This is a genomic window from Mycobacterium sp. NPDC003323 (assembly GCF_053589535.1).
The window spans coordinates 1,295,933-1,311,124 of the sequence record NZ_JBSFSB010000001.1 but is presented as its reverse complement, the minus strand read 5'-3'; the positions used below and the strand labels follow the sequence as shown (position 1 = coordinate 1,311,124).

Genomic DNA, 15,192 nt, shown 5'->3' with positions numbered 1-15,192 from the left:
ATGAAGAAGCTCTACTATCGCTGCATGAAGTTCGACCTTGAACGACTGGCCGTGCTGGTCGCTGTCGCCCAACACGGTTCGATGACGGCCGCCGCCGAGGAACTGTCCTACACACCGTCAGCGGTGTCTCAGCAGATCCGACGACTGGAATCGGACCTGCGCACGCCGATGGTCGACCGACATCCCCGTGGGGTCCGGCTCACCGAGGCGGGTCGGGCGGTCGTGGCCCGCGCCGAAGCCATCACGAGTCAGCTGCGCGGACTAGAGAACGACCTGAACGATCTTGCAGGTCTACGCGCGGGCATACTCCGAATCGGCGTCTTCCCGACATTTGCCGCGTCCCTGCTGCCGTCGGTGATCACCCGCTTCCGGTCCCGCCATCCGGGCGTCACGGTCGAGATCCGCAGCAGCCGCGATGCCCCCATCCGCGAGCTGTTGATCAGCGGCGAGATCGATCTCGGATTGGTCTGGGACTACGACTGGAATCGAGTGGAGGATGCGAGCGTGACGGCCGAGCAGCTGATGGACGATCCGACGGTGCTGCTGCTGCCCGCGTCCCATCCGCTGGCTGCCCGGATGACCGTCGACGTGCAGGATCTGCGGGCTGAAACCTGGGTCGTACGCGCCGATCACCAGACGCGGGACGTGCTCGAGCGCTGTGGCCGCCAGCACGGCTTCACGCCGGAGACGTCGGTCGAGACGCATGACTACCCCGAGATGCAGGCGATGGTGGCTGCCGGTTTCGGCGTCGCGATGTGCCCGGCGTTGGCCACCCAGCCACTGCGGGATGACCTGGTGATCAGGCGCATTGCGCCCGATGTACCGGCACGCCGGATCAGCACCGCCCACGCTCCCGGCCGGGCGCCCAGCCCGGCGCACCGGGCGATGGTATCGGCCATGCGCAGCGTGGCCGCAAGCCGCACGCTATGAGGTTGAAGCACGGCTAAACGAAGTTATTACAAATGCGCACTGGTCTTCAGGCAGTGAAGCGTGTCACTGTGGCGGTCGCCATATAGGCGCCAGCGGGGCGCCCGTGCGGAAGCGTGAAAGGTTCGACAATGCATAGGTCCAAGCTCGTCAGATTATCCGCCGTGCTGAGCTGCGTGGTGCTCGCGGCGACAGCCTGCGGTGCCACCGGGAAGTCGGCCGACAACGGAGAGACTTCGGTAGACAACCTGGAGATCCTGGTAGGAAACTCCCCCGGCGGCGGATACGACACGATGGCGCGCCAGATCGCCGCGGTGCTCGACGGCGACCAGATTGCCTCGGGTGTTCGGGTGATGAACAAACCCGGCGCAGGAGGGACAGTGGCGCTGCAGGACCTGGTGAACCTGAACGGCAATGGTCAGACGATCATGACCACCGGCCTGGCCGTCGTCGGTGCCGTCATCACCAACGACTCCCCCGTGACGCTCGCCGACGTGACGCCGCTGGCCCGCGTGCTGGAAGAGCCGATGATCATCGCAGTGGACGCCGCATCGCCGTTCCAGACTCTCGACGACCTGGTCCAGGCGTGGAAGGCCGATCCGGCGGCGGTCACCGCCGGCGGCGGCGCGATCGGCGGGCCGGACTATCAGCAGGTCATGTTGCTTGCCCAAGCCGTCGGCATCAACCCACAGGACGTCAACTTCGTGACCTACGACGGTGGCGGCGAGCTGTTGCCGGCAATCCTCGGCGGGCGAGTGCAATTCACGGCGTCCGGCTACGCCGAATGGGCCGAACAAGTCGACTCCGGCACCATCCGGGTGCTCGCCGTGTCCGGTGGGCAACGCCTGGAGTCGGTGGACGCACCGACCCTGCAGGAGGCGGGTGTCGATCTGGTGTTCACCAACTGGCGTGGGTTCGTCGCACCGCCGGGCCTCAGCGAAGAGCAACGAGAAGTGCTCGTGGACGTGTTCGAGCAGTTGCACGACTCCAGCGCGTGGCAGGACCGTCTCAAGACAAACGGTCAGCTCGACGCATTCCTCGCGGGTGACGAGTTCGACCAGTTCGTCGACGAGCAGCAACAATCGGTCGCCGGGATCCTGCACGAAGCCGGACTGCGATGATCCTCGCGCGAGTCCGTCGGCCGTCCGAGTTCATCATCGTCGGCGTTCTGGCGGTCTTGGCGGCACTTCTGATCTGGGACACGCTGACCGCCCCGGCGCAGACCATGGCCCGGGGTCCGTTGGGGCCGAGCGCTTTTCCGATCCTCGTGGGCTGCATGCTGTTGGTCTGCGCAGCGGGTATCGCCGTGGACCTGCTGCGCGGAGGTGTCGGTGAACCGGAAGAGGGCACCGTCGATGAGCGATCTGACTGGGTAACCTGGGCGGTGGTTCTCGGCGCCGTGCTGCTGGCCGCCGTCGCCATCGAACCGCTCGGCTGGGTGCCGGCCGGTGGCGCGGTGTTCTTTCTCTGCGTGTACGCATTCGGGGGTCGCCGGCATATCCAGAATCTGATCGTGTCTGCGGTGATGGCGCTGACCTCGTTCTACTTCTTCTTCAGCGTTCTCGGGATCAATCTGCCGGCCGGGATCCTGGAGGGAATCCTGTGATCGACACCTGGAACCTGTTGGCCGAGGGGTTCGCTACGGCGATGACGCCGACGAATCTGATGTACGCGGCGATCGGAGTTCTGCTCGGTACCGCTGTCGGTGTCCTGCCCGGGCTCGGCACCTCGCTCACCGTCGCGCTGTTGCTGCCCATCACCTTCGCCCTGGAACCGACCAGTGCGTTCATCATGTTCGCCGGTATCTTCTACGGCGGCGCCTATGGAGGGTCGACCACGTCGATCCTGTTGCGCACGCCAGGTGAGAGCTCGACCGTCGTCACGGCCATCGAGGGTCACCTGATGGCCAAGAACGGTCGTGCCCCACAGGCTTTGGCAACTGCGGCGATCGGTTCGTTCATCGCGGGCACCATCGGTTCGGCGCTGCTGGTCGGCCTGGCCGAACCAGTGGCCAAACTCGCGCTGAGCATGGGTGCACCCGAGTACTTCGCGGTCATGGTGTTGGCCTTCGTTTCGGTGACCGCCGTACTGGGCAACTCGCGCGTTCGCGGATTCGCTTCCCTGGGTATCGGTCTACTGATCGGGATGGTCGGCCTGGACATGCAGACCGGCCAGCAGCGGCTCACCTTCGGGATGCCCCAACTGTTCGATGGTCTGGACATCGTGTTGGTGGCGGTCGCGATCTTCGCGATCGGTGAGGCACTGTGGATCGCGTCGCGCACCAATACCGACCCCGAGCGGCCGATCCCGGTCGGCAGGCCGTGGCTCAGTCGCTCGGACCTCTCCCGATCGTGGCGCCCGTGGTTGCGCGGTACCGCGCTGGGTTACCCCTTCGGCGCGATCCCGGCCGGTGGAGCCGAGATCCCGACATTCCTGTCGTATGTGACCGAACGCAAGTTGACCAAACACCCGGAAGAGTTCGGCAGGGGCGCCATCGAGGGTGTCGCCGGACCGGAGGCCGCCAACAACGCATCGGCCGCCGGGTCGATGACCTCCATGTTGACCCTGGGGCTTCCCACCAGCGCTACCACCGCCGTGATCTTGGCGGCGTTCACGACCTACGGCATCCAACCGGGCCCTCAGCTGTTGGAAAGCGAGAGTCAGCTGGTCTGGGCGCTGATTGCCAGCCTGTTCATCGGCAATCTGCTGCTGCTGCTGATCAACCTGCCGCTGGCACCGCTGTGGGCGAAACTGTTGAAGATCCCGCGCCCGTATCTGTACGCCGGCGTCGTCTTCTTCGCGGTGCTGGGCACATATTCGGTCAACTCTCAGCCCCTCGACATCGTCTTCCTCGGTGTTATCGGTGTCCTCGGATTCATGATGCGCAAGTATGGGTTGCCGGCGCTGCCGCTCATTGTCGGCGTGATCCTCGGCCCGCGTGCAGAACTGCAGCTGCGCCGCGCCGTGCAGATCAGCGACGGCGACGCCTGGACGCTGGTGTCCAGTCCGCTGTGCATCGGCATCTACCTCGTGATCGCGGTCGTTATCGCGTGGCCATTGATCTCACGTCTTCGCAAGCGCAGCGTCGACAAGCAGTTGATCGAAAGCTAGACCGCACCACCAGGGCCCCTCCGCACCGAGTGCGAAGGGGCCCTGGTGGTCGTTCCGGCCCGGGTCAATTCATCGAACCCACCACACCGTTGACGAGTTCTCCGATGCCGTCGATTTCGATGACTACCCGGTCATCCGGATGCAGTGGCTCGGTGCCGCCGGGAGAACCGGTGAGAATGAGGTCGCCGGGGTGCAACGTGGCGAACGCGCTCAGGTACTCGATCACGAACGGTATGTCGTAGGTCATGTCTGCGGTCCAACCATCTTGACGCAGAACACCATTGACGCTGCATCGCAGGCGGACTCCGGTCACTGGGTCCAGGTCGGTCTCGATCCACGGACCGACCGGGCAGAATGTGTCGAACCCCTTCGCCCGCGTGATGTGCGGATCCTTGCGCTGTAGGTCGCGCGCGCTTACGTCGTTGGCACACGTGTAGCCGAAGACATAGCTCATGGCATCGGCCGAACGAACGTTTCGCGCCGTCCTGCCGATCACGACTGCAAGCTCGGCCTCATGCTCGACGTGGCGGGACAGGTGTTCGGGTGGCAGCACGATGTTCTCGTCGGGCCCGATGACGGTGGCGGGGCCTTTCATGAAGACCGATGGCGAACCGTCGTGCTGAAATCCCATCTCAGATCGGTGATCGGCATAGTTGCGGCCCAGACAGAAGATCTTCGACGGCGTCGCCGGCGCCAGAAGTTGTGCGGCCCCACGCGGAATGTCCGGCCCCACCACCTGGTGCTCACCGTAGAGATCCCCGGCGATGGCACGAAATCCGTTCTCATGCAACGTAGCCCAGCTGCAACATCCGTCCACCCGTATGCGCGCGTACTTCACATCTGCCCCTTCCCGCGTGCTCCGCGGTAATACCGGGCGCCGCCAACGGGCACCTCTCAGCAACCCAATGGTCGCAGTGCCCAAGGGTTTTGAGCCAGTGACGGTTAGTTGACAACGCGTTAAGCGGCGCTAATGGGCAGGGATCGGACTGAGCGGTCGTCCCCCATATATACATTTGCATCTATATAGATTGAATGCAATACTGGGGCGATGGATGTCTTTGAGGCGGTGGCCGAACCCAGTCGGCGCATTCTGCTCGACGTGCTGCGCGACGGTGAACGGACCGCGGGCGACCTGGTCGCCAGCCTGCCCGGGCTGACCCAGCCGACGGTATCCCGGCATCTGCGGGTGCTGCGCGAGGTCGGGCTGGTGGAAGTCCGTTCGGACGCCCAACGGCGGATCTACGCCCTGCGCGCCGACGGCCTGGTCGAGATGGACGAATGGCTCGACCGCTACCGGCATTTCTGGTCGGCGCACCTGGATGCCCTGGAACGACACCTCGACGCCACCCGCGGAGGCCGCACATGACCCATGCGCCAGGCGAACTCGTCATCGACGGCGACCGTGCGACGCTGCGCTTCGAGCGCTGGCTGCCGCACCCCGTGGAGGAGGTGTGGGCCGCGATCACCGAACCCGCCGAGCGCGCGCAGTGGATGGGCCCCACCACTGTCGAACCCCGCGAAGGCGGACTGATCGACATGGTGCCCGCCGACCCGCCCGCGCCCGCCGAGGCCAAGCGGATGACGGGACGGATCACGGTGTGGGATCCGCCGCGGGTGTTCGAACACGAATGGAACCAGCGGATCGTCGAGCCCGGCCTGGTGCGCTACGAACTACATCCCGAGAACGACGGCACCCGACTGCTGTTGATCCACCGCGGCCTCGGAGTGCGAAATGCCAACGGCTTCCGACCCGGTACCCATGCCTTCCTGGACCGGCTGATCGCCCTGCTCGACAACTCACCCATGCCGGACTGGTCGCAACGTTATCGACAACTGGCCCAATCGATCTACACCGAGGGAGACACCCATGACATCTGACATCGCGCCCACCGTCGCGGTGGCCTACCACTCCGGGTTCGGCCACACCGCCGCACTGGCGGCCGCCGTGGCCGATGGCGCCCGCGCCGCCGGGGCGCACGTCACCGTCGTCACCGTTGCGGAGATGACCGATGCGGACTGGGCGACCCTGGACCGTGCCGACGCCATCATCTTCGGCACGCCGACCTATATGGGCAACGTGGCGGCCGGATTCCAGGCCTTCACCGAGCAGACCGGGCGGCGATGCATCACCGGCGCCTGGCGCGACAAGGTGGCGGCGGGGTTCACCAATTCCGGGGCCAAGAGCGGTGACAAGCTGGCGACCCTGATCTCGCTGTCGGTGTTCGCCGCGCAGCACCACATGCACTGGGTCAGTCTGGGTCTGGGCCCGGGCTGGAACAGCTCGGGCGGCAGCGAACACGACCTGAACCGGTTGGGCTTCTGGCTCGGCGCCGGTGCGCAGACCGACGTCGATGCCGGGCCGCAGGATGTCCACGCCGCCGACCTGGCCACCTTCGCCCATCTCGGGCAGCGCGTCGCGGCGGTCACCGCACAGCTGAACGCGGGACGGGCGGCTACGTCAGCGGCTTGAGATCCTGCAGCAGCGTGGGCACCAACTCGCTGACGGTGGGATGGATGTGCATGGTGCGTGAGATCGCGGTGTAGGGCAGCTCGGCGGTCATCACGTCGAGGATCGCGTGCACCACCTCGTCGCCGCCGACACCGAGAATGGACGCCCCGAGGATCTGCTCGGTCTCGGCATCCACCACCACCTTCATGAACCCCTGCGTCTCGCCCTTCTCCACCGCACGACCGACCCGCGTCATCTTGCGCTTGCCCACCAACGCCTTTCGGCCGGAGCGACGCACCTCGTCGGCGGTCATCCCGGCGCGGCCCAGCGGCGGATCGATGTACAGGGCGTAAGTGGTCACGCGATCGCTGACCCGGCGCGGATCGTCGTCGAGCAGGTTGGCCGCGACGATCTCGTAGTCGTTGTAGGAGGTGTGGGTGAAGGCGCCCTTGCCGTTGCAGTCCCCCATCGCCCAGATGTGCTCGACATTGGTGCGCAACTGATCGTCGACCTGGATGTAGCCGCGGGCATCGGTCTGCACACCGGCGCGGTCCAGGCCCAGGTCGTCGGTGTTGGGTGCCCGCCCGACCGCGATCAGGGCATGGCTGCCGACGATGGGTTCGGCACCGGCCCGCGGGGTCACCTCGAAGCCGTTGTCCCGCTTGGCGAACCGGATATCGTCGGCGCCGGTGTGCACGACGATGCCCTCGTTCTCCAGGATCTCCCGGATGCCGGCCGACACATCCTCGTCCTCGCGCGAGGTCAGCCGCGGCCCGCGCTCGAGCACGGTCACCCGCGCACCGAACCTCCGGTACATCTGCGCGAACTCCAGGGCGATATAGCTGCCGCCCACCACCACCAGGTGATCGGGCACCGTATCGAGTTCCAGCACAGAGACATTGGTCAGATAGTCGATATCGGACAGCCCGGGCAGATCCGGCACCACCGCGCGTCCGCCGACATTGAGGAAGATGCGGTCGGCGCTGATCAACCGGCCGTCGACGTCCACGGTGTGCGGATCCACGAACCGGGCATGACCGCGCAGCAGGGTGGCGCCGGCCATCCCGTCGATCCACGATTCGACCCCGCTGCGGTCGGCGGCCACGATACCGTCCTTGCGCGCCTTCACCTTCGCCATGTCGACGGTGACCTCACCGGTCCCGATCCCGAAATCCGCTGCACGACGGGCGATATGGGCGGCGTGCGCGCTGGCCACCAAGGTCTTGGTGGGGATACAGCCGTAGTTGACGCACGTTCCGCCGACCAGTTTGCGCTCGATGACCGCCACCCGCTGGCCGGCCTGGGTGAGGCGTCCGGCCAACGGCGGTCCGGCCTGGCCCGCCCCGACGATGATGGCGTCGAACGCGGTTGTCTCGGCGGCCATCAGATCAGTGACGCGAGGAAGACGACGACGAAACCACCGACCACCGCGATGGCATCCTCGACCAGCGCGACCGGAAGGTCCTTGCCACCGTTGCGTTCGACGAGCGCCTTGCGCGCCCGGTAACCGCCCATGGTTCCCAGCACCGCGCCGACCACACCCGCACCGATACCGGAGATGACGTTGCCGACCGTCGCATCACCGATGACTCCGCTGACCAGAACGGCACCGGCGAACGCGCCGGTCAGCAGCCGCGCGGCGAACTGCATGGTGACCGTGCGCGGCGGCGTGCTGGGCAGCTGATCGGTGACCAGTTCCACCACCAGCAGGATGGTCAGCACCGCCACGGTGACGGGATGGGTCAGAAATCCCGCCCAGGTGCCGTCGAGATCGATCCAGCCGAGCATGCCGCCCCAGGCCACCACCGCCGGCGGGGTGAGGGCACGCAATCCGGCGACCACACCGATCAGCAACGCCAACAGCAGAACCAGAACAACCGTCATGACCACCTCCGCGCCGGACCACAGGATCTCCGGACGCTAACACGCACGACGGCCGTCGGCGCGGCGATCGGGCCGGTATCAGAAGCGGCAGAACCGGATGTCGGAGGCCAGGATCGCCTTGGCGCCGATCGCGGCGAGCTCGTCCATGATGGTGTTGACGGTGCGCCGGGGCACCAGCGCACGGACCGCCACCCAGTCGGGGTCGGCCAGCGGCGCGATGGTCGGCGACTCCAATCCGGGCGTCACCGCCGTCGCCTGCTCAAGCAGCGACCGGGGACAGTCATAGTCGAGCATCAGGTACTGCTGCCCGAAGACCACGCCCTGCACCCGGGCCGCCAGTTGATCGCGCGCGGGATCAGGCTCGGAGTCGGCCTGCTCGATCAGGATCGCCTCGGAATCGCACAGCGACTCACCGAAGGCCACCAGATTGTGCAGCCGCAGGGTGCGTCCCGAACCGACGATATCGGCGATGACATCGGCAACCCCGAGTTGGATCGAGATCTCGACCGCGCCGTCGAGGCGGATGACGGTCGCCTCGATTCCTTTGTCGGCCAGATCTTTCCGTACGAGGTTCGGGTAGGCCGTGGCGATCCGCTTGCCCGCCAGCTCGCCGACCTGCCAGTCCCGTCCGGCGGGCGCCGCATAGCGGAAGGTCGACGCGCCGAAGCCCAGTGCCAGTCGTTCCTTGACCGGGGCATCGGCGTCGGCGGCCAGGTCGCGGCCGGTGATGCCGAGGTCGAGTTCGCCCGAACCGACGTAGATCGCGATGTCCTTGGGCCGCAGGAAGAAGAACTCGACATTGTTGGCCGGGTCGACGACCGTCAGGTCCTTGGGATCCGTGCGGCGACGGTAACCGGCCTCCGACAGGATCTCCGAAGCCGATTCACTGAGCGCGCCCTTGTTGGGCACCGCGACACGCAACATCACAGATTCCGGTACACGTCGTCGAGGCTCAGGCCGCGCGACAGCATCAGCACCTGAGTCCAGTACAGCAACTGGCTGATCTCCTCGGCCAGGGCGTCGTTGCTTTCGTGCTCGGCGGCCAGCCACACCTCACCGGCCTCTTCGAGGATCTTCTTACCCAGGCCGTGCACCCCGGCGTCCAGCGCGGCCACGGTACCGCTGCCGGCAGGTCGGGTTCGAGCTTTCTCACTGAGCTCGGCGAACAGCACGTCGAAGGTCTTCACGGACAGCGATTGTTTCATGGGCGCACGTGTCGGCCCAAGACGGTATCAACCCGGTGGACCCGCGGCGCCGAGTGCGCCGATGGTGGTGAGCACCTGGGCGGGACCGATCGGCGCGCTGAAGTGGTAGCCCTGGCCGGTCTCGCAGCCATGCCGGGCAAGCCAGTCCGCAGTGTCGGCGTCCTCGACCCCCTCGGCGACCACCGAGATCCCGAGTATCCGGGTCAGGTCGATGACAGAGTTCACGACGGCCGCGGCGCGATGGTCGGTGGTGACGGCCGCGATGAAATGACTGTCCAGCTTCACCTCGTCGACCACCAGATCGCGCAGATACGACAGTGCCGAGTACCCGCTGCCGAAATCGTCGATTGCGACCCGAATACCCCTCTCCCGCAACTCGTTCAGCACCGTGGTGACGGTGTCCAGTTCGGTCAGGACCAGATCCTCGGTGATCTCCACGGTCAGCAGCCCGTGCGGCAGGCGGCGGCGGTCCAGTTGGCGGCACAGCTCATCGGGCAGCTCGGTGTCGCGCAGCATCGGGGCGAACAGATTGATCGCGACCGCGATGTCGAAGCCCTGAGCTCGCCAGTCCGCGGCGTCGTCGAGCACCTTGGTGACCACCAGTTCCGACACCGGTCGCATGAGACCGTGCTGGCGCACCAGGGAGAGGAAGACGTCGGGTCGCAGCGTGCCCAGCCGCGGATGCGGCCACCGCAACAGCGCCTCCACCCCGGTGACCTTGCCGGTGAGCAGGCTCACCTTGGGCTGGTAGGCGACCCCGATGCTGCCCTGATCGATCGCATCCCGCAATTCGCCGAGCAGGCGCAACCGCTCGACCCCGACGCTGGCCGGTCCGCCCGCGGTGCGCTGATGCCCGGCGACCTCGGTATGGGCCTCGGCGAGGTCCTCGTCGAAGATCCGCACCTCCGATGTCTTGGACTGTTTCGCCGCGGACATCGCGATATCGGCGCGGGTCAACAGCACCTCCGCCGTCACCGATGGTTCGTCGCTGGTCGCCGTGGCGACCCCGATGCTGGGGCGCACGACGACGTCCTGACCGTCGACGGCGAAGGGCCGGGTGAAAACCTCGGTCATCCGCCGCGCGACCAGGTGGTGATCGTCGGCGCCGCCCTCCATCAGGACCGCGAATTCGTCGCCGCTCATCCGCGCGACTGTGTCGCCGGTACGCACGCACTCGACGAAGCGTTGCCCGGCCTGCACCAACAGCCGGTCGGCAACCGAATGCCCGAGACTGTCATTGACCAGTGTGAAGTCGTCGAGATCGATCGACAGCACGGTGATCGTGCGGTCGTCGCGGGTGCGCAACAGCATCGCGTGGTCCAGCCGCTCGGTGAACAGCGTGCGGTTCGCCAATCCGGTCAGTGGATCTCGCAGCGCCTGATCGGCCGCGGCGGCCAACAGCCGCCGGTTCTCCCACGCCGTGAGCATCTGTCGACCGCAGATGACACACATCAGCAGCTGCACGAGCAGGCTCTCGAAACCGCGCATCACGACCGCCGGCCCCAGCACCCCGACCAGCAGCACCGGGACATAGGGCAACCACAACGATGACGGGGACGGGACCGGCGCGGGACGGTCGGGAACCGCGCGCGGGCGCCGGCTCAACAGTGCGGCAATCGCGAACAGCGCCATGGCGGTCGCCCACATCAGGTCGATCCAGTGGCCGGTGTGATAGCCGCCGCCGACGACCAGATATGCCAAGGTCGTGTCGCCGATGGTGATGAGCAGCAGCGCGATGGTGATGATCGACAGCGCCACCGGCCGTCGCCGCCGCGACCGGGCCAGGGCCAGCACCGCCACCGAGAGCACGACGACATCGACCAACGCGTTGATCATGGTCAGCGGGAGTCCCGCCCCGCCGCTGCGGTAGCTGTCGAACACCCGGTTCAGACTGAAGATCCACGTCAGCAGAAGCAGACACAACGATACGGTCAGCGCATCGAGCAACAGATTGAGCCGTGGTACCCGAGCGGTGGCGGTGAGCAGCTGTGACAGACCGGCCGCGACCAACACGGTGAACACGAGGTACAGCAGGTCCGCCGGCGACGGTGACGGCGGTTCGCGCAGGATCACGTCGTACACCAGCCAGACCGCGTCCCCGACCACCCATGCGGTCAGCGCCACCGTCAACGTCAGCCAGGCGCGGCGGTTAGCGCCGTCCGCCTCCCGCGTCGCCACCACCGCACACGCAGTGGCGAACATCGACAGCGCCAACGAGATGACGTCGTTGAGGATCGCCGCGACACCCGTTCGCCCACCGAACAGCATCGTCGCGGCCAACGCCGGCACCAGGGCGCAGGGCACCGCGATCGCGGCCGCCTCCGATGTCGAGAAAAACCGCCTATCGGTCACGCGGCACCACGGTCACTTCGCGATGGGTTTGTCCTCGCTGAGCAACTCGGCATGCATGTCCTCCAGTGACACACCCTTGGTTTCACGCACCCACTTCGAGACGAAGACGAACGACAGGACAGCGCACAGCGCGTAGAAACCGTATGCGATGCCGAGGTGATCGCGCAGTTCGGGGAAGCTGACGGTGATGGCCCAGTTGGCTGCCCACTGGCCCGCGGCCGCCAGGCCCAGGGCCGCGGCGCGGATGCGGTTGGGGAACATCTCGCCGAGCAGCACCCAGACCACCGGACCCCACGACATGCCGAACGCGACGACGAACAGGTTCGCCGCGATCAGCGCGATCACCCCGGACGCCCCGGGCAGGCTGGGCGTGCCGTCGGCACCGACGGTGGCGTTGGCGAAGATGACGGCCATGGTGGCCAGCGTGACCGCCATGCCGGCCGAACCGATGAGCAGCAGCGGTTTACGGCCGATCTTGTCGATCAGGGCGATCGCGATCAAGGTGGTCAGCACGTTGATCACCGAGGTGATGACGGTGTAGATGGCCGACTCGTCGGCACTGAATCCGACGGCCTGCCACAGCACATTCGAGTAATAGAAGATCACGTTGATGCCGACGAACTGCTGGAAGATCGACAGCCCCAGACCGACCCAGACGATGCCGTAGATCCCGCCCGTCGGCTTGCGCAGGTCTCGCCACGACGGCTTGTCCTCGCGTTCCAGGGTGTCCTGGATGCGGGTGATGGTGATCTCCAGGTTCTTCTGCCCCAGCAACATCCTGAGCACCCGGCGCGCCTCCGGGATCTTGTGGCTGGCAACGAGATAACGCGGCGATTCCGGGATGGTGTAGGCCAGCGCGCCATAGAGCACCGCAGGCACCGCCATGGCCAGGAACATCCATCGCCAGGCGTCCAGGCCCAGCCACAACACCTCGTTGGCACCGCCGGCCGCCCACTGCAACAGCCAGTTGACGGCGAATGAGGCGAAGATACCCAACACGATCGCGAGTTGCTGCAGGGAGCCGAGACGTCCACGGATCTGCGGTGGCGAGGTCTCGGCGATATAGGCGGGTGCGATCACCGATGCGACGCCGACGCCGACGCCGCCGACGATGCGGAACAGTACGACGGTCCAGACGTCATGGGCCAAGCCGGTGCCGAAGGCACTCACCAGGAACAGCACCGCCGCGATCTTCATCACCGCGATGCGGCCTATCCGGTCGGCGATCCGGCCCGCGGTCATCGCGCCGACCGCCGCACCGAGAAGCGCCGAGGCCACCGCGAAGCCCAACTCGGCATTGCCGATGCCGAAATCCTCCTGGATGGAGCTGACCGCGCCGTTGATCACCGCGCTGTCGTAACCGAACAGCAGACCGCCCAGCGCGGCCACCGTGGCGATCCGGACGGCAGTGCGCCCGGAAGTGAACTGAGAATCGTCATCGAGGAAAGAGGTGTCATCCCCGCCGACGGGACCGTGGGTCATCGGGTTGTCCTTCCGCAGCAATCAGTGATGCGTGACACCTCACGATGGCACAGACACCGCCCCGAATTGGCCGTATCCCATGGTCGAATTCCGCGGTCCCGGCCGACGGCCCGGTTCGCACGCCCGTCTCGGTGTGCCCGCAGTCGGTTAACGTGGCGCATCGGTGGGTACAGCCTTGTCACCATGTTCCGGCTGAGGCCCCGTACGAAGGAGATCCCATGCGTCGGAGGCTGGCGGTATGCGCCGCGGCACTGCTCGTGACGGGTTCTGCGGCGCAGGCCTGGGCCGAGCCGCCGGAGCCCGCCCAACCGGCGCCGCCGGCCGCCGGGCTCGACAACCGGGTGCGGCAGGCTACCGCCGAGGCGGCCGAATCCGGAGCGGATATCGAAGTGGCCGTGCTGGACCGAACCACCGGTCAGGTCTTCTCCGACGGCTCGACACAACCGTTCCCGATCGCGTCGGTGGTGAAGTTGTTCATCGCCGATGATCTGCTGCTGCGCGAGTCGCAGGGCGATGCCGAACTCTCCCCCGCCGACCGGGCGTCACTGGATGCGATGCTGCGCGCCTCCGATGACAGTGCGGCCCAGATGTTCTGGGACCGCGGCGGGCAGAACGCCATCAGCGCCCGCGTCAAGGAACGGTACGGACTGCCGGGCACCACCGCACCGTCGAACGGGCGCTGGGATGTCACACAGAGCACGGCAACCGATCTGGTCCGCTACTACGGCATGCTGTTGGACGGCTCCGGCGGATTGCCGCCGGATCGGGCCGCCATCATCGTCGAGAACCTCGCGCGGTCGACCCCGGCCGGGAACGACGGTTACCCGCAGCGGTTCGGAATTCCCGACGGGATACCCGGGGTTCCGGTCGCGGTCAAGCAGGGCTGGTTCTGCTGTTGGAACGGGGGCAACCAACTGCACGTGTCCACCGGCCTGATCGGCCCGGACCGCCGCTACGCGATGGCGATCGGCTCGTTGGAACCCGATGACGCCGCCACCGCCCGCGACACCGTCACCCGGGCCGCCGGCACGGTGTTCCCTGCCGGCACGGCCTGATCAGGCGCTGCGTGCGCCCCAGCCGCCGGTGAGTTCGGCGTGCACGGCGCGCAGATCGTCGGCGGTCAGGCCGGCCAGCGAATCGGCATGCCTGCGACGCGCACCGGTGGGCACCTCGATCTCGTTGGGCACGACCAACACCGCGCAGCCGGCGGCCTCCGCGGCGGCGGTCCCGGTCACCGAATCCTCGACCGCCAGACAGTCGGCGGGGTCGAGTCCGAGGCACGCCGCGGCGTGCAGGTACGGGTCGGGCGCGGGCTTGCCCGAGGCAACCTCGTCACCGCACACGGTCACGGTGAAATAGTCGCGCCCGATGCTGTCGAGAGCCTTCTCGGTCAACCCCCGGCGGGTATTGGTCACCAGCGCCATGGTGGTGCCGTCGGCGGTCAGCGCGTCGAGCATCTCGCGGGCACCGGCGCACCACGGCAGACCGCCGGCGAACAGTTCGCCGACATATTCGTGCATCCAATCGGCCGTGTCCGCCATGGCCACCGGATCGGGATCCAGTCCCAGATCGGCATAGACGATCTTCATGACGTTTTCACTGGATCCGCCGACGGTCGTGGTGCGCACCTGCGGGGTCAGCACCCGGTCGTGGCGCCGGTAGAACTCGTCGATCGCGAGGTCCCACAGCTTTTCGGAGTCGACGAGGGTGCCGTCCATGTCCCACAGCACCGCACGCATGACCGCATTGTCTCATCGACACACGCGCAACCGAAATCTGTCG

Annotated in this window: 16 protein-coding genes; 8 read left to right on the top strand and 8 right to left on the bottom strand. The window is 66.7% G+C overall.

Features of this window, described 5'->3' with window-relative positions; translation table 11 throughout:
* Window positions 1-24 precede the first annotated feature (24 nt).
* The 4 genes from ACWDUN_RS06085 to ACWDUN_RS06070 all read left to right on the top strand — a co-directional run bounded on the left by ACWDUN_RS06085 (window position 25) and on the right by ACWDUN_RS06070 (window position 4,038).
* The gene (locus tag ACWDUN_RS06085) at window positions 25-930 is read left to right on the top strand and encodes a LysR family transcriptional regulator (protein WP_449925804.1); all 906 of its coding nucleotides are present in this window, start codon (window positions 25-27) and stop codon (window positions 928-930) included.
* A 128-nt stretch (window positions 931-1,058) separates the two neighbouring features.
* Window positions 1,059-2,048 (top strand): Bug family tripartite tricarboxylate transporter substrate binding protein, encoded by a 990-nt coding sequence (locus tag ACWDUN_RS06080; protein ID WP_449925801.1) that lies wholly within the window; start codon window positions 1,059-1,061, stop codon window positions 2,046-2,048.
* Window positions 2,045-2,533, top strand: a complete 489-nt coding sequence (locus tag ACWDUN_RS06075; protein ID WP_449925799.1) for a tripartite tricarboxylate transporter TctB family protein — start codon at window positions 2,045-2,047, stop codon at window positions 2,531-2,533. Before ACWDUN_RS06080 ends, ACWDUN_RS06075 begins: the two co-directional genes overlap by 4 nt.
* The gene (locus ACWDUN_RS06070; protein WP_449926313.1) at window positions 2,533-4,038 is read left to right on the top strand and encodes a tripartite tricarboxylate transporter permease; all 1,506 of its coding nucleotides are present in this window, start codon (window positions 2,533-2,535) and stop codon (window positions 4,036-4,038) included. The genes ACWDUN_RS06075 and ACWDUN_RS06070 overlap by 1 nt, the downstream gene beginning before the upstream one ends.
* 64 nt (window positions 4,039-4,102) lie before the next feature.
* On the opposite strand, the gene ACWDUN_RS06065 is transcribed toward ACWDUN_RS06070, so the two are convergent.
* Window positions 4,103-4,960, bottom strand: coding sequence for a fumarylacetoacetate hydrolase family protein (locus ACWDUN_RS06065; protein ID WP_449925796.1), 858 nt, complete (start codon window positions 4,958-4,960; stop codon window positions 4,103-4,105).
* 126 nt (window positions 4,961-5,086) lie between these two features.
* On the opposite strand from ACWDUN_RS06065, the gene ACWDUN_RS06060 reads away from it, so the two are divergent.
* The 3 genes from ACWDUN_RS06060 to ACWDUN_RS06050 are packed head-to-tail and all read left to right on the top strand — an operon-like array spanning window position 5,087 to window position 6,508.
* A complete protein-coding gene (locus tag ACWDUN_RS06060) occupies window positions 5,087-5,404 on the top strand; it encodes an ArsR/SmtB family transcription factor (protein ID WP_449925793.1) in 318 nt (105 codons plus the stop codon).
* On the top strand, window positions 5,401-5,916 hold the full coding sequence (locus tag ACWDUN_RS06055; RefSeq protein WP_449925790.1) for an SRPBCC family protein: 516 nt from the start codon (window positions 5,401-5,403) through the stop codon (window positions 5,914-5,916). Before ACWDUN_RS06060 ends, ACWDUN_RS06055 begins: the two co-directional genes overlap by 4 nt.
* Window positions 5,906-6,508: a flavodoxin family protein gene (locus tag ACWDUN_RS06050; RefSeq protein WP_449925787.1), complete on the top strand. Its 603-nt coding sequence runs from the start codon at window positions 5,906-5,908 to the stop codon at window positions 6,506-6,508. The genes ACWDUN_RS06055 and ACWDUN_RS06050 overlap by 11 nt, the downstream gene beginning before the upstream one ends.
* Here ACWDUN_RS06050 and ACWDUN_RS06045 read toward each other — a convergent pair.
* The 6 genes from ACWDUN_RS06045 to ACWDUN_RS06020 form a co-directional block, all read right to left on the bottom strand.
* A complete protein-coding gene (locus ACWDUN_RS06045) occupies window positions 6,492-7,871 on the bottom strand; it encodes an FAD-containing oxidoreductase (protein WP_449925784.1) in 1,380 nt (459 codons plus the stop codon). The genes ACWDUN_RS06050 and ACWDUN_RS06045 overlap by 17 nt on opposite strands.
* Window positions 7,871-8,371, bottom strand: a complete 501-nt coding sequence (locus ACWDUN_RS06040) for a DUF4126 family protein (RefSeq protein ID WP_449925781.1) — start codon at window positions 8,369-8,371, stop codon at window positions 7,871-7,873. The genes ACWDUN_RS06045 and ACWDUN_RS06040 overlap by 1 nt, the downstream gene beginning before the upstream one ends.
* 78 nt (window positions 8,372-8,449) lie before the next feature.
* A complete protein-coding gene (hisG, locus tag ACWDUN_RS06035; protein WP_449925779.1) occupies window positions 8,450-9,295 on the bottom strand; it encodes an ATP phosphoribosyltransferase in 846 nt (281 codons plus the stop codon).
* Entirely contained in the window at window positions 9,295-9,576 is a 282-nt protein-coding gene (locus ACWDUN_RS06030) for a phosphoribosyl-ATP diphosphatase (RefSeq protein WP_449925776.1), read from the bottom strand. Before ACWDUN_RS06030 ends, hisG begins: the two co-directional genes overlap by 1 nt.
* Window positions 9,577-9,603: 27 nt before the next feature.
* Window positions 9,604-11,928 (bottom strand): putative bifunctional diguanylate cyclase/phosphodiesterase, encoded by a 2,325-nt coding sequence (locus tag ACWDUN_RS06025; RefSeq protein ID WP_449925774.1) that lies wholly within the window; start codon window positions 11,926-11,928, stop codon window positions 9,604-9,606.
* A gap of 12 nt (window positions 11,929-11,940) precedes the next feature.
* Window positions 11,941-13,410, bottom strand: coding sequence for a sugar porter family MFS transporter (locus ACWDUN_RS06020; protein ID WP_449925771.1), 1,470 nt, complete (start codon window positions 13,408-13,410; stop codon window positions 11,941-11,943).
* A gap of 218 nt (window positions 13,411-13,628) precedes the next feature.
* Here ACWDUN_RS06020 and ACWDUN_RS06015 point away from each other — a divergent pair, with 218 nt between their 5' ends.
* Window positions 13,629-14,465, top strand: coding sequence for a serine hydrolase (locus tag ACWDUN_RS06015; RefSeq protein ID WP_449925769.1), 837 nt, complete (start codon window positions 13,629-13,631; stop codon window positions 14,463-14,465).
* Here ACWDUN_RS06015 and ACWDUN_RS06010 read toward each other — a convergent pair whose 3' ends face one another.
* Window positions 14,466-15,149, bottom strand: coding sequence for an HAD family hydrolase (locus tag ACWDUN_RS06010; protein WP_449925766.1), 684 nt, complete (start codon window positions 15,147-15,149; stop codon window positions 14,466-14,468). It lies immediately after the preceding gene.
* Between the last annotated feature and the right edge of the window lie 43 nt (window positions 15,150-15,192).

Coding starts and splice junctions, on each gene's coding strand:
- ACWDUN_RS06060 (WP_449925793.1), top strand. CDS start 5,087: ATGGATGTCTTTGAGGCGGTGGCCGAACCCAGTCGGCGCATTCTGCTC.
- hisG (WP_449925779.1), bottom strand. CDS start 9,295: ATGTTGCGTGTCGCGGTGCCCAACAAGGGCGCGCTCAGTGAATCGGCT.
- ACWDUN_RS06055 (WP_449925790.1), top strand. CDS start 5,401: ATGACCCATGCGCCAGGCGAACTCGTCATCGACGGCGACCGTGCGACG.
- ACWDUN_RS06045 (WP_449925784.1), bottom strand. CDS start 7,871: ATGGCCGCCGAGACAACCGCGTTCGACGCCATCATCGTCGGGGCGGGC.
- ACWDUN_RS06015 (WP_449925769.1), top strand. CDS start 13,629: ATGCGTCGGAGGCTGGCGGTATGCGCCGCGGCACTGCTCGTGACGGGT.
- ACWDUN_RS06085 (WP_449925804.1), top strand. CDS start 25: ATGAAGTTCGACCTTGAACGACTGGCCGTGCTGGTCGCTGTCGCCCAA.
- ACWDUN_RS06040 (WP_449925781.1), bottom strand. CDS start 8,371: ATGACGGTTGTTCTGGTTCTGCTGTTGGCGTTGCTGATCGGTGTGGTC.
- ACWDUN_RS06030 (WP_449925776.1), bottom strand. CDS start 9,576: ATGAAACAATCGCTGTCCGTGAAGACCTTCGACGTGCTGTTCGCCGAG.
- ACWDUN_RS06050 (WP_449925787.1), top strand. CDS start 5,906: ATGACATCTGACATCGCGCCCACCGTCGCGGTGGCCTACCACTCCGGG.
- ACWDUN_RS06075 (WP_449925799.1), top strand. CDS start 2,045: ATGATCCTCGCGCGAGTCCGTCGGCCGTCCGAGTTCATCATCGTCGGC.
- ACWDUN_RS06020 (WP_449925771.1), bottom strand. CDS start 13,410: ATGACCCACGGTCCCGTCGGCGGGGATGACACCTCTTTCCTCGATGAC.
- ACWDUN_RS06080 (WP_449925801.1), top strand. CDS start 1,059: ATGCATAGGTCCAAGCTCGTCAGATTATCCGCCGTGCTGAGCTGCGTG.
- ACWDUN_RS06010 (WP_449925766.1), bottom strand. CDS start 15,149: ATGCGTGCGGTGCTGTGGGACATGGACGGCACCCTCGTCGACTCCGAA.